The organism is Serratia sp. SA088 (assembly GCF_049065515.1).
Classification (GTDB): Bacteria; Pseudomonadota; Gammaproteobacteria; order Enterobacterales; family Enterobacteriaceae; genus Serratia; species Serratia nematodiphila.
Window position 1 is genome coordinate 493,893 of sequence record NZ_JBAKGW010000002.1, and the last position, 17,921, is coordinate 511,813.

Annotated in this window: 22 protein-coding genes; 14 read left to right on the forward strand and 8 right to left on the reverse strand. The window is 57.0% G+C overall.

Annotated features, from left to right (window positions below; all coding sequences use genetic code 11):
- The first annotated feature begins 122 nt into the window (after positions 1-122).
- From pyrC to ACOWVD_RS07475, 8 genes are all read left to right on the forward strand, one after another.
- Positions 123-1,169 carry a dihydroorotase gene (gene pyrC / locus ACOWVD_RS07440; RefSeq protein ID WP_004927803.1) on the forward strand — a complete coding sequence of 349 codons (1,047 nt, stop codon included), beginning with the start codon at positions 123-125 and terminating at the stop codon, positions 1,167-1,169.
- Positions 1,170-1,244: 75 nt separating this feature from the next.
- A complete protein-coding gene (gene dinI / locus ACOWVD_RS07445) occupies positions 1,245-1,484 on the forward strand; it encodes a DNA damage-inducible protein I (protein WP_015377444.1) in 240 nt (79 codons plus the stop codon).
- 130 nt (positions 1,485-1,614) lie between these two features.
- Complete coding sequence (locus ACOWVD_RS07450) at positions 1,615-1,893, forward strand: hypothetical protein (RefSeq protein ID WP_004927809.1); 279 nt, start codon at positions 1,615-1,617, stop codon at positions 1,891-1,893.
- Between the two features lie 201 nt (positions 1,894-2,094).
- On the forward strand, positions 2,095-2,349 hold the full coding sequence (gene bssS / locus ACOWVD_RS07455; protein WP_004927812.1) for a biofilm formation regulator BssS: 255 nt from the start codon (positions 2,095-2,097) through the stop codon (positions 2,347-2,349).
- Between the two features lie 139 nt (positions 2,350-2,488).
- Positions 2,489-3,604: an N-methyl-L-tryptophan oxidase gene (gene solA / locus ACOWVD_RS07460; protein WP_306377382.1), complete on the forward strand. Its 1,116-nt coding sequence runs from the start codon at positions 2,489-2,491 to the stop codon at positions 3,602-3,604.
- 216 nt (positions 3,605-3,820) lie between these two features.
- Positions 3,821-4,447, forward strand: coding sequence for a LuxR C-terminal-related transcriptional regulator (locus ACOWVD_RS07465; RefSeq protein ID WP_421105562.1), 627 nt, complete (start codon positions 3,821-3,823; stop codon positions 4,445-4,447).
- 122 nt (positions 4,448-4,569) lie between these two features.
- Positions 4,570-4,686: a DUF2770 family protein gene (locus tag ACOWVD_RS07470; RefSeq protein WP_004927822.1), complete on the forward strand. Its 117-nt coding sequence runs from the start codon at positions 4,570-4,572 to the stop codon at positions 4,684-4,686.
- A 3-nt stretch (positions 4,687-4,689) separates the two neighbouring features.
- Positions 4,690-5,709 carry a zinc-dependent alcohol dehydrogenase family protein gene (locus ACOWVD_RS07475; protein WP_421105563.1) on the forward strand — a complete coding sequence of 340 codons (1,020 nt, stop codon included), beginning with the start codon at positions 4,690-4,692 and terminating at the stop codon, positions 5,707-5,709.
- A 333-nt stretch (positions 5,710-6,042) separates the two neighbouring features.
- Here the strand turns inward: ACOWVD_RS07475 and ACOWVD_RS07480 are convergent, their stop codons facing one another.
- A complete protein-coding gene (locus tag ACOWVD_RS07480; RefSeq protein ID WP_239504290.1) occupies positions 6,043-6,558 on the reverse strand; it encodes a DUF2778 domain-containing protein in 516 nt (171 codons plus the stop codon).
- 593 nt (positions 6,559-7,151) lie between these two features.
- On the reverse strand, positions 7,152-8,210 hold the full coding sequence (locus tag ACOWVD_RS07485) for an AI-2E family transporter (RefSeq protein ID WP_021504908.1): 1,059 nt from the start codon (positions 8,208-8,210) through the stop codon (positions 7,152-7,154).
- 442 nt (positions 8,211-8,652) lie between these two features.
- Here ACOWVD_RS07485 and ACOWVD_RS07490 point away from each other — a divergent pair, with 442 nt between their 5' ends.
- Together ACOWVD_RS07490 and ACOWVD_RS07495 are read left to right on the forward strand one after the other, a co-directional pair.
- Positions 8,653-9,207: a cytochrome b gene (locus tag ACOWVD_RS07490; RefSeq protein WP_004927830.1), complete on the forward strand. Its 555-nt coding sequence runs from the start codon at positions 8,653-8,655 to the stop codon at positions 9,205-9,207.
- 23 nt (positions 9,208-9,230) lie between these two features.
- Complete coding sequence (locus ACOWVD_RS07495; RefSeq protein ID WP_015377429.1) at positions 9,231-9,809, forward strand: YceI family protein; 579 nt, start codon at positions 9,231-9,233, stop codon at positions 9,807-9,809.
- A gap of 44 nt (positions 9,810-9,853) precedes the next feature.
- On the opposite strand, the gene ACOWVD_RS07500 is transcribed toward ACOWVD_RS07495, so the two are convergent.
- The gene (locus ACOWVD_RS07500; RefSeq protein ID WP_031300131.1) at positions 9,854-10,921 is read right to left on the reverse strand and encodes a rhodanese-related sulfurtransferase; all 1,068 of its coding nucleotides are present in this window, start codon (positions 10,919-10,921) and stop codon (positions 9,854-9,856) included.
- A gap of 118 nt (positions 10,922-11,039) precedes the next feature.
- Positions 11,040-11,198, reverse strand: a complete 159-nt coding sequence (locus ACOWVD_RS07505) for a hypothetical protein (RefSeq protein ID WP_015377427.1) — start codon at positions 11,196-11,198, stop codon at positions 11,040-11,042.
- Between the two features lie 261 nt (positions 11,199-11,459).
- On the opposite strand from ACOWVD_RS07505, the gene ACOWVD_RS07510 reads away from it, so the two are divergent.
- From ACOWVD_RS07510 to ACOWVD_RS07525, 4 genes are all read left to right on the forward strand, one after another.
- Entirely contained in the window at positions 11,460-12,380 is a 921-nt protein-coding gene (locus tag ACOWVD_RS07510) for a Kdo(2)-lipid IV(A) acyltransferase (RefSeq protein WP_015377426.1), read from the forward strand.
- A gap of 101 nt (positions 12,381-12,481) precedes the next feature.
- Positions 12,482-12,766, forward strand: a complete 285-nt coding sequence (locus tag ACOWVD_RS07515) for a YciI family protein (protein WP_049241761.1) — start codon at positions 12,482-12,484, stop codon at positions 12,764-12,766.
- A 199-nt stretch (positions 12,767-12,965) separates the two neighbouring features.
- Positions 12,966-14,204, forward strand: coding sequence for a multidrug efflux MFS transporter MdtG (gene mdtG / locus ACOWVD_RS07520; RefSeq protein WP_004927846.1), 1,239 nt, complete (start codon positions 12,966-12,968; stop codon positions 14,202-14,204).
- Positions 14,205-14,679: 475 nt separating this feature from the next.
- Positions 14,680-16,233, forward strand: coding sequence for a peptide MFS transporter (locus ACOWVD_RS07525; RefSeq protein WP_033633366.1), 1,554 nt, complete (start codon positions 14,680-14,682; stop codon positions 16,231-16,233).
- Between the two features lie 49 nt (positions 16,234-16,282).
- On the opposite strand, the gene ACOWVD_RS07530 is transcribed toward ACOWVD_RS07525, so the two are convergent.
- From ACOWVD_RS07530 to ACOWVD_RS07545, 4 genes are read right to left on the reverse strand one after another with little or no spacing between them, the layout of a single operon-like run.
- Positions 16,283-16,681, reverse strand: a complete 399-nt coding sequence (locus ACOWVD_RS07530) for a VOC family protein (RefSeq protein ID WP_421105564.1) — start codon at positions 16,679-16,681, stop codon at positions 16,283-16,285.
- Positions 16,672-17,100, reverse strand: a complete 429-nt coding sequence (locus ACOWVD_RS07535; RefSeq protein WP_164095229.1) for a YeeE/YedE family protein — start codon at positions 17,098-17,100, stop codon at positions 16,672-16,674. The genes ACOWVD_RS07530 and ACOWVD_RS07535 overlap by 10 nt, the downstream gene beginning before the upstream one ends.
- Positions 17,101-17,102: 2 nt before the next feature.
- Positions 17,103-17,537: a YeeE/YedE family protein gene (locus ACOWVD_RS07540; RefSeq protein ID WP_197763598.1), complete on the reverse strand. Its 435-nt coding sequence runs from the start codon at positions 17,535-17,537 to the stop codon at positions 17,103-17,105.
- The gene (locus ACOWVD_RS07545; RefSeq protein ID WP_004927863.1) at positions 17,527-17,844 is read right to left on the reverse strand and encodes an ArsR/SmtB family transcription factor; all 318 of its coding nucleotides are present in this window, start codon (positions 17,842-17,844) and stop codon (positions 17,527-17,529) included. The genes ACOWVD_RS07540 and ACOWVD_RS07545 overlap by 11 nt, the downstream gene beginning before the upstream one ends.
- Positions 17,845-17,921: the final 77 nt, after the last annotated feature.

The window sequence follows — 17,921 nt, forward strand, 5'->3', positions numbered from 1 at the left end:
TTCAACTTGTCGGCAACAAACAGATGCATCTGCGGCACTTTCCGCTTATCCTTACACCCCGGCGTGAATAAACCCATTATTCGCTTTTCATTAGACGTATTTGACCGCCGGAGCCTAGCTAGATGACCGCACAACCTCAAGTTCTGAAAATCCGCCGCCCAGACGACTGGCATATCCACCTGCGTGACGATGAAATGCTGAAAACGGTGGTGCCCTATACCAGTCAGGTATTTGGCCGGGCGATCGTGATGCCGAACCTGGTTCCGCCCGTAACGACCGTGGCCGCCGCGCGCGCCTACCGCGATCGCATTCTGGCGGCGGTCCCGCAGGGGCACAACTTCACTCCGCTGATGACCTGCTACCTGACCAACTCCCTGGCGGCCAGTGAACTGGTCAACGGCTTCGAGCAAGGGGTGTTTACTGCCGCCAAGCTGTATCCGGCTAACGCCACCACCAACTCCAGCCACGGCGTCAGCGACGTGACCGGTATTTACCCGCTGTTCGAACAGATGCAAAAAATCGGCATGCCTTTGCTGATCCACGGCGAAGTGACCGATCCCGCCGTCGATATCTTCGACCGCGAGGCGCGCTTTATCGAACAGGTGATGGAACCGATTCGCCAGCATTTCCCTGAGCTGAAGATCGTCTTCGAGCACATCACCACCAAGGAAGCGGCGCAATATGTGCAGGCAGGCAATCGTTTCCTTGGCGCCACCATCACGCCGCAGCACCTGATGTTCAACCGCAACCACATGCTGGTCGGTGGCATTCGCCCTCACCTGTTCTGCTTGCCGATCCTCAAGCGCAATGTCCACCAGGAGGCGCTGCGTCAGGCGGTGGCCAGCGGCTCGGACCGCTTCTTCCTTGGCACCGACTCCGCGCCGCACCTCAAGCACCGTAAAGAGTCCAGCTGTGGCTGCGCCGGTTGCTTCAACGCGCCGAATGCCATCCCGGCTTACGCCGCCGTGTTCGAACAACTCGGCGCGTTGGAACACTTTGAAGCCTTCTGTTCGCTCAACGGCCCGCGCTTCTATGGCCTGCCGCTCAACGAAGACTTCATCGAACTGCAGCGCGTGCCAACCACCCAGCCGGAAGAGATCGCCCTCGGCAATGAATCCGTGATCCCCTTCCTGGCGGGTGAAACCCTGAACTGGTCGCTGAAAGACTGATATTTTTGCTTCGCCCTCTTGCCCCCGCACTCGGTTAACTGTATAAATAAACAGTAAATCGCTTCGGGGGCAATTATGCGTGTTGAAGTCACTATAGATAAAACCCGGCCGCTGCCGGCGGGCGCCATTGAGGCGCTGACCGGAGAACTGGGCAAGCGGGTCAACCGCCAGTTTCCAGACGCCGTCGTGCATGTACGTTATGCCGGCGCCAACGGGCTCTCCGTGCTGGGGGGCGCCAAAACCGACCGGGATCTGATCGAGGAAATCCTTCAGGAAACCTGGGAAAGCGCAGACGAATGGTTTAGCGCAGAATAACACTGCAATGCTGTTTTTGCCGGGGGTCGCTCTCCGGCTTTTTTGTTTCTGGCGCCCTGCCCATTCATCGCTTACCCTTACTCTGGAACAAAATCCGCCTCAGCGCTGTATTTAACGCAAAGGAGTTAGCATGGCCCCGGACAAGGTGAAATCCGAAGACGCAATGACGTTTGGCGAACTGCTGGCGCTGATAGCCGATCAGAAAAGGCGCTTGAACGTACTGGAAGTGGCTTTTTCTTATCTGGCCTTCAGCCTGGATGACAAAGCCAACCAACGGCTGATCCACAGCCTGAAACTGGAATCGCACAGCCAGAATCGCGATGCCGAAACGCAAAAGCATTTCGCCCATTTGGCCGAAGAGCTGGAAAAATGTCTGCATGGCGCATCGCCGCCTGCCGACGCGGAATAACGCGCTGCGCTCTGCTCATCCACTACTGCACATACAAATTTGTAGAATAATTGTTCAAATAAATATTTATTTTGCAAATTTCGGTGACAACCCTCTCCACCGTTGAAAGCGGATGCGTATACTGTAATTGCTCTCATGATGATGAGCCGCATTGATCCTCGTTAGTCACTCACGGTAGTTACTACTCAATAAGGGGTCTTTATGGACAGAAATGATGAAGTAATTCAGACGCACCCGCTTGTCGGTTGGGATATCAGTACTGTCGACGTTTACGACGCCATGATGATACGCCTTCATTACCTGTCTTCACTAGACCAAACGCCCGAAGAAGCCCAAGTAGACCGAACGCTTTGGCTGACTACAGATGTCGCCCGTCAATTAATCAATATTTTAGAGGCCGGCATCGCCAAGATTGAAGCTACGGATTACCAGGATCTTGATCGCAGAAAACATTGATTCATCGTCCCCTAACCCTAAGGCGCCGTGACCGTTCCCGGCGCCTTTTTCTTTGCCTTTCACCGTTCAATCAGTGCATTGCGCTCGCCAACCTTTTATCATGGGGCGATAAGCAATTGCTATCAGAGAGGGTGGGCACGTGGAATATGATTTGATCGTGGTGGGCAGCGGTTCAGTCGGCGCGGCGGCAGGGTATTACGCTAGCCGGGCCGGCTTGAAAGCGCTGATGATCGACAGCGCCATTCCTCCACACCGCAACGGCAGCCATCACGGCGATACCCGCATCATTCGTCACGCTTACGGCGAAGGTGAAAAGTACGTGCCGCTGGTGCTGCGTGCGCAGGCGCTGTGGAATGCGCTGATTCAGCAATCCGGTGAAGAACTGTTCCAGTCGTGCGGCGTACTCAACCTGGGGCCGCAGCACTCCGAATTCATTCGCAATGCTCAGCAGAGCGCGCAAAAGTTTCGCCTGAATGCGCAAACCCTCAGCGCCGAACAGATCGCTCAACGCTGGCCGGAATTCCGCGCGCCGGAAGGTTACGTCGGCGTCTTCGAGCCAGACGCCGGCTTCCTGCGCTCCGAACTGGCGGTTGCCAGCCTGATCAAACTGGCGAAAGAGGCCGGCTGCAGCCAGCTGTTCAACTGCCCGGTCAGCGCGGTGAACCCGATTGATGGCGGCGTTGAGATCGTCACCGGCGAAGGGCGTTTCACGGCGCGAAAAGCGGTGGTCACCGCAGGCACCTGGGTGAAAGCGCTGTTGCCGCAGCTGCCTATCGCGCCATTGCGCAAGGTATTCTCCTGGCATCAGGCGGACGGCCGCTACAGCGTGAACAATCGCTTTCCGGCCTTTACCGTCGAAGCGCAGGACGGCACGCACTATTACGGCTTCCCGGCGGATAACGATGGCCTGAAAGTGGGCAAACACGACGGCGGCCAGCCGATGGATACCCCCGAACAGCGCAAACCCTTCGGCAGCTACGCCAGCGACGGCACGGAAGTTTTCTCCTTCCTGCGGCAATTTTTGCCGGGTGTAGGCGTATGTTTACACGGCGAAGCCTGCAGTTATGATATGAGCCCCGACGAAGATTTTATTATCGATACCCTGCCGGATTGCGATCGCCTGATGGTCATCAGCGGATTGAGCGGCCACGGCTTCAAGTTCGCCAGCGCACTGGGCGAGATCGCCGCGCTGTTCGCGCAGGACAAAGCGCCGCCGGTTGACCTCTCCAGCTTTGGTCTGAAGCGATTCAGCTAAGCGAAGGATTTCGCTGTCCACGTTCCCGTCGCGCCCTGGACAGCGAAATCTGCCGGTTACAATTTATTAACCTGCTAACTCTTTTAAATACCAAGTAAAAATTCTGATAACGGAAATTTCTTGCATTCAGCATTTGAATTTCCGAATTGAACACTTGCAGTGTAAGTCCTATTTTACAGAAGATATGCTCCATCGGCTTTCAACAGGGACGTCACCATGAAACTACTTGTCGTGGACGAATGCTGCTTCACCCGGGTCGGTATAGCCAGCTACTTTGCTGATAGTGGGATTACGACGATCAAGTGCTGCCACAGCATTGAATACGCTACGCCGCTGTTGGCCAGCTTTCAGCCGAGCCACATTCTGGTGAACCTCAGCAACCAATGCCGCTATAACGAAGCGGACGTACAGCTGCAGGCATTTATGGAAGCCAGCCAGTCCGCCTTGCTGTTTATCTATCTCGATACACCTTATCCTTACAGCGAAGCGCCAATGCGCATTGCCGATAATGCCTTTCTGTTCAATAAAAGCATTCTGCCGCTCACCTTACGCACGCTGCGCGAAAATCCGCTGGCGCTGGCCGATGACGGCGAAGAGCGTTCCCTGTTCAGCCCACAGGAACTGACGGTAATGAAATATTGGATGGCGGAAATGCCCAACTACCGTATCGCGAAAAAGCTGCAGATCAGCTCGCATACGGTGTACGTGCACAAGCGTCACATCACGGAGAAGATCAACGCGCGCAACCGGCTGGAGTTCTACTCGCTGTATAACGTGCTGCGCTATTTCTACCCACCGAGCACGCCAACCAATTCGACGCCGCTGGCGCTGCTGGCGGTATAACATCAAGCCTGCGATAACGCAGGCTTTTTTATCGCCGCTCTTCCAGCACTCACGCGCGGCGCGCTGTAAAAGACGCCGAGAAAAGGACTATAATCAAGGGTCCTTCTCTTCAGGCGGCTGAAATGTTAAACCGAATACTGGCGGCTATCGTCAACAATGTGCGTGAGCACCTGGTGCTTTACCTTTGTCTGTGGCTGGTGCTGCTGGCGTTGGATGTCTATTTCTTCTTCGTCATGTAAGCCATGCCGCCGTTATTTCCCCGATTGAGCTTCAGCCGCTTCGGCGATCCCACCCAGGTGCTGGAATTGCAGCAGATGAGCAGACCGCTGCTGCGCCCCGGGCAGCGGTTATTGCAGATGCGCTATGCCCCGATCAACCCTTCCGATCTGATCCCGATCCACGGCCAATACGCGCACCGCACCGCCCTGCCGCAGGTGCCGGGATATGAAGGCGTAGGCATCATCGTCAATTCGCAGAATGGGCATTCAACGGGCCGACGCGCGCTGGCGGTAGCGGGTAACGGCAGTTGGCAAACCTTCGTCACGCTGCCTGAGGATCGGGTGGTCTGGGTGCCGGACGACATCGACGACGCCTGCGCAGCGCAAATCTATATCAATCCGCTCACCTGCTGGGTGCTGTTGACGCAATGGCTGCCGCTCAACGCCGGCGACGTACTGCTGCTCAACGGCGGCGGCTCCGCTGTCAGCCTGCTGCTGGCGCAGCTGACGGCGCTGCGCGGCATTCGTCTGGCGGTCGTGGTGCGCAACGCCGCTCATCGCCAGGCTTTACTGGCCGCCGGCGCCTGGCGCGTTATCGAAGCGCCGCAGCTGGTGGAAATGACGAATTTTGGCGCCCGTGCGGCCATCGACTGCATCGGTGGAGAAGACGGATTGCAATTGGCGCGGGCGGTGCGCTCCGGCGGCGATTTTGTGGCGCTGGGCCTGCTGAGCGGCCGCCAGGTAGACTGGCGGCGCGTGGTGGACGAGTTAAAGCTGCGCGCTTCGCTGTTCCACCTGCGCAAATGGAACGCACAGGCGGCGCCGGCGCAATGGCAGACGGCGTTTTATCAGTTGTTCCAGCTGCTGCGGCGCGGCCAGCTGGCGCTGCGCCCACCCGCCGCGATTTATCCTTTGCATCAGTACGCAGCGGCGCTGCAGCATGCCGCACAACCCGGCGTGAGCGGAAAAATCTTCCTCACTCCGGCAGCATCGGAGACGATTGCGATGGATGAACCATTATTCAATGGGGCTTCCAATAAATAAAATCTAATGGAGGAAAAGACGACTTTTCCGGTAATACTAACTTATTAGTGGTAAGATGCCCTTTTATTAACACATCGGACATTCTGTATTTATCTGAATTGTCTTAATGCCATCTTTACCAAACCGAATATAACCAAGGCATAGAGAGCCACAGTGAATATCAGTGTGCTGAATGTTAGTGGATCTGCGTCCATTTCATAGAAACCTGTTTGATACCTGCCAAAGAGTTGTTGAGAGGTATCGATGATGAGTGACGTTAAGCCATACAGTGGCATCCCATGGCGAGAGAAACAGAAAGCAGTAATGAAACATGCAATATACAGTATTATATTCTTAACGAGCGATGCATTTTTCAAACTTGCTCTCCCCTTGCACATCAACAAAACCATAGGTCATCAACGTACTGCGTGCCCCAGGAACTCTAATAAGCTTCATTCCAAGGATGAAGCGACGGACCTTGTAAAACTCCAGACGACTCACAAACGTAATGCACCCTTCACTATAACCGCGGCCATCGGGTCTGAGCGGATGCAATCTAAAACTACCACGTGCGATCTTATTTACAAACATGCTGTCACTCATTGTTTGAGCACTGAACAGAGCTAACCAGTCGCTATGATCGTTTCCTGTGTACTGGTCAAGTACCCACGAACGGACTTGATTGGCTAGACTACCTCTCGGTCTGTCAACCACCCAATAACGACCAACAGGTATTGCACTGTTCTCAATGTAGGTACAGTTGGGATCATTTGTGTACGGCTGCCTACCAGAAAAAACGGGGAAAGTACCTAGCCCATAGACGTGGAGCTTCGCTTCTCCTCCGTTTTTTGAAAGATCGTTGTAACTCATCCTCATTATCAACATGCACATATCCTTATGCTTGGTACATTTATGTACTCTACCGCTTTTCTTGGTATGTACAACAGTTATCACTGTTCTCGTAAAAGTATTTCACTAGCTATATCATCCGTAATTCCTGTCATTAATCACTACCGCATTATATATATTGAAAATTATATGGATAAAGATAAATTTTACGAACCCTTGGATGCCACTAACTTGCCGAAGTGATATTCCTGTTGTTACCCATATAGTCTTTAGGAGTAAAATAGAAAATCTTTCTGAACTTTGGGTGCTCACAAAATGAAGTGGTTGATTGAATGGCTGGGTAACTCATTCGCTTACCTAATCCCTATCGTACTCATTATGGTCGGCGGGGTCATTTTTGTTTCAGTGTTCCCAAACTTTGGTTTTTATCTCACCCTCATCTGGGCCATTGTCGTTTGTGTCGCCTATGTAAAGTGGTTTAAGTGGTTGTAGTTTTTTTGCTGAATAGCCAATGTTCTCAGTATGCACTAACAGTAGAAGCGTCAAGCCACCATTGGGTGGCCTATTCAAAACGCCTTAACAACACGCGCCCCAACGTGGCAATAAAACTCGCCTCACTCCGGCGCCGCCGGAGGCTGGCGCGGCGGGCGGCCGTCCCCCAGGATAACCGCCAGCCGATAGCCGCCCTCGGTGGTCTCCAGCGCGATGCGCGCCACGATCGTCAGCGGCACCGACAGCAACATGCCCACCGGGCCGAGCAGCCAGCCCCAGAAGATCAGCGACAGGAACACCACCAGCGTCGACAGCCCCAGCCCGCGCCCCATCACGCGCGGCTCGAGGATATTGCCGATCACCATGTTGACAGCGATAAAGCCGCCCGCCACCACCAGCGCATCCCCCAATCCGTTGAACAGCAGCGCCTGAATCAGCGGCGGAATGGCGGCCAACACCGAGCCGATATTGGGAATATAGTTGAGCAGAAACGCCAGCAGCCCCCAGATAAAGGCAAAACGCACGCCGACCGCCGCCAGGAAGATCCAGACGATCACCCCGGTGGCCAGGCTGATGATGGTTTTAATCACCAGATAGCGCGTCACGCCGTCCAGCGCCCGCCGCATCGCGGCGAGCCCCTCGTTCGGCTTATCCAGCGCCTGCTGCAGCTTGTAAGGCAGCAGCTGCACTTCGAACAGCATAAACACCACGGTCATCAGCAGCAGGAAGACGTTGGTCATGGCGCCAGACAGGTGCCCCAGCATGCGGGTGACCAGATTCATCGCCGCGCTGGGATCGACATACTGCAGCATCGCTTCGCTGGAGAGGCTGATATTGAAGCGATCGGCGTAATGCTGCAGCTCGCGCAGCTTCTCGATCATCATGCCGCGGTACTGCGGCAGCGAGCGGGCGAATTCGTTCAGCGAAGCACCCAGCATGCCGATAAACAGCATCACGACCACGATCACCGCCGTCAGCAGCAGCGTCACCCCGACGATACGCGGCACCCGCTTGCGTTCCAGCATCGCCACCAGCGGGTTCAACACCATAGCGAGAAATACCGCCAGCAAAAACGGCACCACGATGTCGGCGGCGGCTTTCACCCCGGCCAAAATGATCACCAACATCGCCAGCAGGACGGCCAGACGCAGGCTGCTGTCGGTCACGCGGGTTCGGCCCATGACGTTTCCTTGTTATTTCACTGGGTTAACCGGCCTCATGGGGCCGTCTCTTGGCGCTAATGGTAGCAAAATCCGCCGCTGCACCGCAGGGGATTTAGCAAAACCGTTCGACAACGTTAATCTTTCCGCCCTGCTCTGTGCCGCAAAAAATAGGCATAACCTTTGCCAACAAATAATCTCACCGGGCAACTCACGCGAGGTTTACGTAAAATGACAAAAGCTGACATTAATAGATAATAAGCCTAATTTTCAACAACTAGCACAATCACCGGGCGAGAGAAACAATATCATCTTCAACGATTTATCTGAAGGTTCACGAACATCTCAAACAAATTCACTGACTAATATTTCTAAGAAGTAACATAGTTAAATTTATTATTGATTTTATGTTTCCTAAAGTTTAATTATTGCAGCCAGCCAATCGGTAATCGAAGGAAACAGGATGCTCTGGAAAAATACCGCCGATCGTTTCGGCCATGTGTCAGTGTTGATCCACTGGCTGGTGGCGTTGACGGTGTACGGCATGTTCGCGCTCGGCCTGTGGATGGTCACGCTGGGCTATTACGACGTCTGGTACCACCAGGCGCCGGAGATCCACAAAAGCATCGGCACGCTGCTGTTCATCGTGATGGTGATCCGCGTGATCTGGCGCTTTGTCTCACCGCCACCCAAGCCGCTGGCCAGCTATGGCCGCCTCACTCGCGTCAGCGCCATCCTCGCGCATCTGGCGCTGTACGCCGTGCTGTTCGGCATTCTGATCAGCGGCTATCTGATCTCCACCGCCGACGGCCAACCGATCAGCGTATTCGGCTGGTTCGACGTGCCCGCCACCGTGACCGGCATGGCGGAACAGGCCGACACCGCCGGCGCCATACACCTTTACCTGGCCTGGGCCGTGGTAGTGCTCTCGGTACTGCACGGGCTGGCCGCGCTTAAACATCACTTTATCGATCGTGATGTCACTTTGAAACGGATGCTGGGTAGCAGCGCCGATTAACCTTTGGATTTATGGAGATTGCTATGTTGAAAAAGACCGTATTGGGCCTGACCGCAGGCGCCCTGCTGCTGAGCGCCGGTTCCGCACTGGCGGCGGACTACAAGATCGACAAACAGGGCCAGCACGCCTTTATCGAGTTCCGCATCCAGCATCTGGGCTACAGCTGGCTGTACGGCAGCTTTAAAGACTTCGACGGCGGCTTCACCTTCGACGAAAAAGATCCTTCGAAGGACAAGGTCAACGTGACCATCAATACCGCCAGCGTCGACACCAACCATGCCGAGCGCGACAAGCACCTGCGCAGCGCCGAATTCCTCAACGTGGAGAAGAACAAGCAGGCCAAGTTTGAATCCACCGAAGTGAAGAAAAACGGCGACGGTTATGCGGTGGTCGGCAACCTGACGCTGAACGGCGTCACCAAACCGGTTACGCTGGACGCCAAACTGATTGGCCAGGGCAACGATCCGTGGGGCGGCTACCGCGCCGGCTTTGAAGCCAACGGCAAGATCAAGCTGAAAGATTTCGGCATCACCACCGATCTGGGCCCGGCGTCGCAAGACGTTGAGCTGATCATCTCCGTAGAAGGCGTGCGCGAGAAATAAAAAAAAAGCCCGGCTTGGCGGCCGGGCTTCTCATTTCCTCAGGCTCAGCGGGCTGGGCCTTCTTCTTCCGGTGCCGGAATGTGCATCGTGGTCTGCAGCAAGCCTTTCGACTTATTGAAGATCTTGACGCCATTTTCACGGCCGGCACGGCGCGCGCGCTGCTCTTCGCGCGGCAGCTTCAGCTCTTCGCGGCAAATCTCGCTGCAGCATCCTTCAAACTTGGCGGCGCAGCTCGGGCACTGAATGAACAGCAGATGGCAGCCGTCGTTCTTGCAGTTGGTATGAGTGTCGCACGGCGCTCCGCACTGGTGGCAGTTGGCGATCACATCGTCGGAGATGCGCTCGCCCATGCGCTCATCGAACACGAAGTTTTTGCCGATAAACTTCAGCGGCAACCCCTGTTCTTTCGCTTTGCGGGTGTATTCGATGATCCCGCCTTCCACGTGGTAGATGTTTTTAAAACCGTTGTGCAGCATATAGGCGCTGGCTTTTTCACAGCGAATGCCGCCGGTGCAGTACATGACGATATTCTTGTCTTTGCTGTCCTGCAGCATCTCCACCGCCATCGGCAACTGATCGCGGAAGGTATCCGACGGCACCTCGATGGCGTTTTCGAAGTGGCCGACTTCGTACTCATAGTGGTTGCGCATATCGACAAATACCGTATTCGGATCGTCGATCATCTGATTGACGCGCTCGGCCTGTAGATACTCGCCGACGTTGCTCGGATCGAAACTTTCGTCATCGATGCCGTCGGCCACGATACGCTCACGCACCTTGAGGCGCAGCACCCAGAAGGATTTGCCGTCGTCTTCGAGCGCGATATTCAGGCGTACCTGATCCAGCGCCGGGTGCGAGGCGAACAGCGCGGCTTTGAACGCGTCGAAGTTATGCTGCGGCACGCTGATCTGCGCGTTGATGCCCTCTTTCGCCACGTAGATGCGGCCAAACACCTTCAGCTTTTCAAACTGAACGTACAGGCTGTCGCGAAACGCCCTGGGATCGTCGATGGAGAAGTATTTGTAAAAAGAAACTGTGGTGCGCGGCTCGGTTTCCGCCAGCATGCGCGCCTTCAGTTCCTCATTAGAAATTCGGTTATGTAACACTGGCATGGTGTACTTTCCTGTCTTTCGGGAGATGACTGATTACCGCGCGCAGCCAGCAGGCCCACGCGCGGCGCACATCATACCCGAAAAACCGCCGCCGCGCAGCCCTGGCGCAGCGCCCCGTTCAGCGCCCGCCGCCTTCGGTAAACGCGGAGGCCACCATACCGAGCGCCATCATTACGCCGGCAAGCGCCAATATCGCGTTCATCTGCAGATGTGCGCCGACGCTGCCGACCGCCGCACCCAACACCAGCAGCCCCGCACTGATCCATGATGCCAACATATTTACCCTCTAAACAATTACCGACAATAATATCGCCATTATCTTTGGCAGGAAAGATTGTGGAAAAATTCGGCGTTCGATGCATATTTAACGCCCCAAAAGGGATTTTAATGCGTTGTGTTTTCCCGGATCGCCAGAAAAATGCCACAATAGTCGCAAACAAACGGCAGAAACGAACCTTGCCGCCGAGTTCACCCGGCTGCCAGACCGTGCGATGACGCTGTCATTACACTTAAACAACCGTATTCAAACAGAGAACCCATGACTCAAGTTCCTACTTTCAATCGCTCCTTATTGCACCCGCGCTACTGGCTGACCTGGGTCGGCATCGGCTTGCTGTATCTGCTGGTGTTGCTGCCTTACCCCGTCATCTACTGGCTCGGCACCTCGATTGGGCGATTTTCCATGCGCTTTCTCAAGCGGCGCGTCGCTATCGCCCAACGCAACCTCGAGCTCTGTTTTCCCGACATGCCGCAGGCCGAACGCGATGCGCTGGTGGTAAAGAATTTCGAATCGGTCGGCATGGGGCTGTTTGAAACCGGCATGGCGTGGTTCTGGCCCAACTGGCGCATCGAGCGCTGGTTCAAGGTCAGCGGCCTGGAGCATATCCAAAAAGCGCGCGACAACCAGCAGGGCGTGCTGCTGATTGGCCTGCACTTTTTGACGCTGGAGCTGGGCGCGCGCATCTTCGGCATTCACAACCCGGGCATCGGCGTTTACCGCCCGCACGACAACAAGCTGATGGACTGGCTGCAAACCTGGGGACGCATGCGTTCCAACAAGTCGATGCTGGATCGCAAGGACGTCAAAGGCATGATCCGTGCCCTGAAACAGGGCGATATCATCTGGTATGCGCCGGATCACGACTACGGCCCGCGCAGCAGCGTTTTCGTGCCGCTGTTCGCCGTGGACAAAGCCGCCACCACCACCGGCAGCTATGTGCTGGTGCGAATGGGTAAACCGGCGATCATTCCGTTCACCCCGCGTCGCCTGCCGGACGGCAAAGGGTATGAGTTGATCATGCAGCCGGCGGTGGAAAACTTCCCGCTGGATAATGAACTCGACGCCGCCGCCTTCATGAATAAAGTGGTGGAAAAAGAGATCCTGATGGCGCCGGACCAATACATGTGGCTGCATCGCCGCTTCAAGACCCGTCCGGAAGGCGAGCCTTCGCTTTACTGATAAAACCAACCCGCCGCCGGCGGGTTTTTTATTGCGTGCCTCTTGAGAATCGCCGGCGAGGGTGGGATGGTAATGCCTTTGCCGACACCCCAGGAGCCGCTATGTACATTGTCAGCCTGACCTACCATCGCCCGATCGCCGACGTCGACAGCCACCTTGACGGGCACATCGCCTGGCTTAAGACATATTTTCAGGACGGCACCTTCGTCGCTTCCGGCCGCAAGAATCCCCGCACCGGCGGCGTGATCCTGGCCAAGGGCATTGAGCGTGCGCAGCTGGACGCCATCCTGGCCGAAGATCCGTTCAACGCCGTGGCCCACTACGAGGTCATCGACTTTAGCGCGACCACCACCGCCGCCGGTTTCGAGGCGCTGGCCGGCTTATAAAACGCTGTAAATTCCGCGCGCTAAGCGCGGAATAAGGTTTAAACGCCATTTTTAAAACTTTATTTCATTTTTCACCCTATTTCCGTCCTCTGGTTTGCCGTTGCCACGCAGGCGGCGCATACTTATCAGGCTAACTTTCACGTTTTGCCCCTTCATCATGCCGCCGGCAAAGCGCGTCACCCTTCGACAGTGGACATTTATGGCTTCGGCAGCAGAACCCGTTAACTGGAAACGCAACCTTTTCGTCGCCTGGGTCGGGTGTTTTCTCACCGGCGCCGCCTTCAGCCTGGTGATGCCGTTTCTTCCGCTGTACGTAGAGACGCTGGGCGTAACCGGCCATCAGGCGCTCAACATGTGGTCCGGCCTGCTGTTCAGCATCACCTTCCTGTTTTCCGCTATCGCCGCGCCGTTTTGGGGCGCCCTGGCCGACCGACGCGGCCGTAAACTGATGCTGCTGCGCTCCGCCCTGGGCATGGCGATCGTCATGGTGCTGATGGGCATGGCGCAAACGGTCTGGCAATTTCTCGCGCTGCGCGCGGTGTTGGGGCTGCTCGGCGGGTTCATCCCCAACGCCAACGCGCTGATCGCCACCCAGGTGCCGCGCAACCGCAGCGGCTGGGCGCTCGGCACCCTGTCTACCGGCGGCGTCGGCGGCGCGCTGGTCGGCCCGCTGATCGGTGGCCTGTTGGCCGATCTGTACGGGCTGCGCCCGGTGTTTTATATCACCGCCGCGGTGCTGTTCGTCTGCTTCGTGCTGACGCTGCTGTATGTCAAAGAGCAATTCACCCCGGTGCAAAAGCGCGACATGTTGCACGCAAAACAGGTGTTCGCCTCGCTGAAGAACCCGAAGCTGGTGCTCAGCCTGTTCGTGACCACCATGATCATCCAGATCGCCACCGGCTCGATCGCGCCGATCCTGACGCTGTATGTGCGCGATCTGGCCGGCGCCACCCATAACCTGGCGTTTATCAGCGGGCTGATTGCCTCGGTGCCCGGCGTCGCGGCCTTGATGAGCGCCCCACGGTTGGGCAAGCTGGGCGATCGCATCGGCCCGGAGCGCATTCTGGTGTTTATGCTGATCGTCTCGGTGCTGCTGCTGATCCCGATGGCGTTCGTGCAAACGCCGTGGCAGCTTGGGGTGCTGCGTTTTCTGCTGGGGGCGGCCGACGGCGCGCTGCTGCCGGCGGTACAGACGCTGTTGATTTACAACTGCACCAATCAGGTAGCCGGCCGAATCTTCAGCTACAACCAGTCGTTCCGCGACGTCGGCAACGTCAGCGGTCCGCTGCTCGGCGCTGCGGTCTCCGCCGGCTACGGTTTTCGCGCGGTCTTCGCCGTCACCGCTTTAGTGGTGCTGTTCAACGCCGGTTATTCCTGGTGGTGCCTGCGGCGGCGGCCGGGCTATTTGCGGGAAGACACGCTGCAGGAAGAACAATAGCTGCATTTATCGCCAGCTTCCTCCGTTTGCCGGATCAACGGCGCATTTCCCCCACTTTTAATAATGCCTCCTTCGGGCCGGCGAATTTTCGTCCCACCCAGAACTTTTTTATCTCAACGTTTTGTTTATCAACAAAAAAATAACTTTCAGCACATAAAACCCGCTGTCAATCATATTCCTGTCACAACCAACATAAAAACCAGAAAAGGAGATGCTTGTCGACTTTTCGTCTAAAAAATGGGATACAGGTACTAGACAAAACCAACGACCAGTTATCAAATGGTTAAATAATATCACGCCAGATGTGAAGCATCGGCCAAGTGAAGAAAAGGTCAGCACGCTTTCCACGGTTTATCAGCGTTGCAGCCACGGTGTTTGTCGGGTAATCCGCATTGGGCGGATCGCCTTTATTAAATACACATACATACCACAGTACGGGCTGCAGCCTTGCAGCGCCTTTTATTGGGAAATCGTTATGCAATCCTCTGTCAATAAGTCAGAAAGCCGGACCTTCTTCGGCCATCCCTATCCGCTGGGTTCTCTGTTCTTCACCGAAATGTGGGAGCGTTTCTCGTTCTACGGCATCCGTCCGCTGCTGATCCTGTTTATGGCCGCCACCGTGTACGACGGCGGTCTGGGTCTCGCGCGCGAGAACGCCTCGGCGATCGTCGGCATCTTCGCCGGCAGCATGTACCTGGCGGCACTGCCGGGCGGCTGGCTGGCGGACAACTGGCTCGGCCAACGCAAGGCCGTCTGGTACGGTTCGATCCTGATCGCGCTCGGCCACCTGTCGATCGCCCTGTCCGCGGTGATGGGCACCAACCTGTTCTTCATCGGCCTGATGTTCATCGTGCTCGGTTCCGGCCTGTTCAAGACCTGTATCTCGGTGATGGTCGGCACGCTGTACAAGAAAGGCGATGCGCGCCGCGATGGCGGTTTCTCGCTGTTCTACATGGGCATCAACATCGGCTCGTTCATCGCTCCGCTGATCTCCGGTTGGCTGATCAAGTCACACGGTTGGCACTGGGGCTTCGGCATCGGCGGTATCGGGATGCTGGTGGCGCTGGTGATCTTCCGGGTGTTCGCCGTCCCGGCGATGAAACGCTATGACCGCGAAGTGGGCCTGGACTCCACCTGGAACAGCCCGGTAGCGAAGAAAAAAGGCGTCGGCGCCTGGTTGCTGGCGCTGGCGGTCATCCTGGTGGCCGTCATCGTGCTGATCGCTCAGGGCACCATCGTCATCAATCCGGTCGAAGTGGCCAGCGTGCTGGTGTACGTGATCGCTGCGTCGGTCACCCTGTACTTCATCTATCTGTTCGCCTTTGCCGGCCTGAGCCGCAAAGAGCGCGCACGCCTGCTGGTGTGCTTCATCCTGCTGATCTCCGCTGCGTTCTTCTGGTCGGCGTTTGAGCAAAAACCGACCTCGTTCAACCTGTTCGCCAACGATTACACCAATCGCATGATTGGCGGCTTCGAGATCCCGGCGGTGTGGTTCCAGTCGATCAACGCCCTGTTCATCATCCTGCTGGCGCCGGTGTTCAGCTGGGCCTGGCCTGCGCTGGCACGCAATAACGTGCGTCCGAGCAGCATCACCAAGTTCGTGATCGGCATCCTGTGCGCCGCCGGCGGTTTCGGCCTGATGATGTTGGCCGCGCAGAATGTGCTGAGCAACGGCGGCGCCGGCGTATCGCCGATGTGGCTGGTGGGCAGTATCCTGATGCTGACGCTGGGTGAGCTGTGCCTGAGCCCGATCGGGCTGGCCACCATGACGCTGCTGGCGCCGGAGAGAATGCGCGGTCAGATGATGGGGCTGTGGTTCTGCGCCAGTGCGCTGGGCAACCTGGCGGCCGGTCTGATCGGCGGTCACGTCAAGGCCGACCAACTGGATATGCTGCCGGATCTGTTCGCCCGCTGCTCAGTCGCGTTGCTGATCTGCGCCGCCGTGCTTATCGTGCTGATCGTGCCGATTCGCCGCATGCTGGAAAATACCCAGTCCAAGAGCGCACAAAAGCCGGCGACCAGCGCCTGACGGATAAACCGTTTTATCTCGCAAACCGGCGCTCGATGCGCCGGTTTTTTTATGCCTGCCAGGCCTGGTGTTGCAATACCACCCGGTAGCCATCAGGATCTTCAAAGGTTTGCCCCGCCCGATCCCAATAGGGGTTATAGGCGGTGACCGCCAAGAACCCCGCCGCCCGCATCCGCTCACACGCGGCTCGCCATTCGTTCTCATCCGGCAGATAAAACACCAGCAGGTGATCCTGCGTCGGCGCTTGTCCAACCTGCACCCCACGATGCTGCGTAAACTCCAGATGGTAAGCATGCTGCGGATGCCCGATCATAATGCCGTCAAAGCCCAGATGATCGACAAACTCGCCCAGCCTTTCGAACCCCAGCCCACGGCAATACAGCGCGGCAATCTCTTGCAACCGATCTGTCGGGCGCGCGATGCGCAACACCGCTTTGGCTATCGACATGCACGCCTCCGCCTCATGATAATTTCATACAGCGCCATACCCGCCAGCATCGCCAACAGGAACGGCCATACCCGACTTATCTCCGCCCCGGCCAACACCCAGGCGGGGCCAGGGCAAATCCCCGCGATGCCCCAGCCGATGCCGAACAGCGCGCTGCCCGCCAGTAAACGGCGATCCACACGCCCGGCGGCCGGGATCTGCAACGTTTCCCCCAACAGGCTCCGTTCGCGTCGCCGCGCCCACAGGAAGGCCGGCGCCGCCACCGCGATCGCCCCAGCCATCACCAGCGCCAACGAGGGATCCCACTGGCCGGTAACGTCGAGAAACGCCAACACCTTGGCCGGATTGGCCATGCCGGCAATAATTAACCCCAGACCGAAAATGACGCCGCTCAGCAGCGCCAACAGCGTTTTAAGCATTTTCACCCCCCCGACGTGTGGCGCATCAGCCACACGGTCATAAAGCCCAGCAGCATAAACAACGCCGTGGCGGCCAGTGAACGCGGCGCCAACCGCGCGACGCCGCACACGCCGTGCCCGCTGGTGCAACCGCTGCCCAATCGAGTACCCAAGCCCACCAACAGCCCTGCGGCCGCCAGCCAGCCGTTGCCAACCGAGATCTCACCGGATGGCAACGTCGCAGCGGCAGCATATAGCCAGGGGGAGAGCAGCAACCCGCCAATAAATGCGGCGCGCCAGCCCCGCTTCCGGCCGCCCGCGCTCAATAAACCGCCGGTAATGCCACTGATACCGGCGATCCGGCCGTTGAACAACAGCAGCAGCGCTACCGCGCCGCCGATAATGGCCCCGCCCGCCAACGCGGAATACGGCGTGAAGTGCTGCCAGTCAATGGTCATCGCGGTTCTCCGGCTGTGGGCAATACAGTTGATACAGGGTCGCGAGCAGCGCCAGCGCTTTGGCATCGGCCACCGCATAGTAAATCTGCTTGCCGGCTCGCCGGGTGGAGACCAACCCCTCCTCGCGCAGCACGCCAAGCTGTTGGGACAGCGTCGGCTGGCGGATATCCAGCGCCTGCGCCAGTTCGCTCACCGCCATCTCGCCCTGACTGAGCCGGCACAGCAGCAGCAGCCGATCTTCGTTGCCCAGGGTACGCAGCATCGCACCGGCCTGCGCCGCCGCCTTGCGCATCGCATCAATATCCATTGCCTCTCCATCAATTTATAAAATCATATAATATAATTTTATAAACCATTTTACCGTGCCGCGCCACAGACTGGTGT

Bases quoted from the DNA above. Each gene is read 5' to 3' on its own strand.
- pyrC (WP_004927803.1), top strand. From the start codon at position 123: ATGACCGCACAACCTCAAGTTCTGAAAATCCGCCGCCCAGACGACTGG.
- dinI (WP_015377444.1), top strand. From the start codon at position 1,245: ATGCGTGTTGAAGTCACTATAGATAAAACCCGGCCGCTGCCGGCGGGC.
- ACOWVD_RS07450 (WP_004927809.1), top strand. From the start codon at position 1,615: ATGGCCCCGGACAAGGTGAAATCCGAAGACGCAATGACGTTTGGCGAA.
- bssS (WP_004927812.1), top strand. From the start codon at position 2,095: ATGGACAGAAATGATGAAGTAATTCAGACGCACCCGCTTGTCGGTTGG.
- ACOWVD_RS07465 (WP_421105562.1), top strand. From the start codon at position 3,821: ATGAAACTACTTGTCGTGGACGAATGCTGCTTCACCCGGGTCGGTATA.
- ACOWVD_RS07470 (WP_004927822.1), top strand. From the start codon at position 4,570: ATGTTAAACCGAATACTGGCGGCTATCGTCAACAATGTGCGTGAGCAC.
- ACOWVD_RS07475 (WP_421105563.1), top strand. From the start codon at position 4,690: ATGCCGCCGTTATTTCCCCGATTGAGCTTCAGCCGCTTCGGCGATCCC.
- ACOWVD_RS07480 (WP_239504290.1), bottom strand. From the start codon at position 6,558: ATGAGTTACAACGATCTTTCAAAAAACGGAGGAGAAGCGAAGCTCCAC.
- ACOWVD_RS07485 (WP_021504908.1), bottom strand. From the start codon at position 8,210: ATGGGCCGAACCCGCGTGACCGACAGCAGCCTGCGTCTGGCCGTCCTG.
- ACOWVD_RS07490 (WP_004927830.1), top strand. From the start codon at position 8,653: ATGCTCTGGAAAAATACCGCCGATCGTTTCGGCCATGTGTCAGTGTTG.
- ACOWVD_RS07495 (WP_015377429.1), top strand. From the start codon at position 9,231: ATGTTGAAAAAGACCGTATTGGGCCTGACCGCAGGCGCCCTGCTGCTG.
- ACOWVD_RS07500 (WP_031300131.1), bottom strand. From the start codon at position 10,921: ATGCCAGTGTTACATAACCGAATTTCTAATGAGGAACTGAAGGCGCGC.
- ACOWVD_RS07505 (WP_015377427.1), bottom strand. From the start codon at position 11,198: ATGTTGGCATCATGGATCAGTGCGGGGCTGCTGGTGTTGGGTGCGGCG.
- ACOWVD_RS07510 (WP_015377426.1), top strand. From the start codon at position 11,460: ATGACTCAAGTTCCTACTTTCAATCGCTCCTTATTGCACCCGCGCTAC.
- ACOWVD_RS07515 (WP_049241761.1), top strand. From the start codon at position 12,482: ATGTACATTGTCAGCCTGACCTACCATCGCCCGATCGCCGACGTCGAC.
- mdtG (WP_004927846.1), top strand. From the start codon at position 12,966: ATGGCTTCGGCAGCAGAACCCGTTAACTGGAAACGCAACCTTTTCGTC.
- ACOWVD_RS07525 (WP_033633366.1), top strand. From the start codon at position 14,680: ATGCAATCCTCTGTCAATAAGTCAGAAAGCCGGACCTTCTTCGGCCAT.
- ACOWVD_RS07530 (WP_421105564.1), bottom strand. From the start codon at position 16,681: ATGTCGATAGCCAAAGCGGTGTTGCGCATCGCGCGCCCGACAGATCGG.
- ACOWVD_RS07535 (WP_164095229.1), bottom strand. From the start codon at position 17,100: ATGCTTAAAACGCTGTTGGCGCTGCTGAGCGGCGTCATTTTCGGTCTG.
- ACOWVD_RS07540 (WP_197763598.1), bottom strand. From the start codon at position 17,537: ATGACCATTGACTGGCAGCACTTCACGCCGTATTCCGCGTTGGCGGGC.
- ACOWVD_RS07545 (WP_004927863.1), bottom strand. From the start codon at position 17,844: ATGGATATTGATGCGATGCGCAAGGCGGCGGCGCAGGCCGGTGCGATG.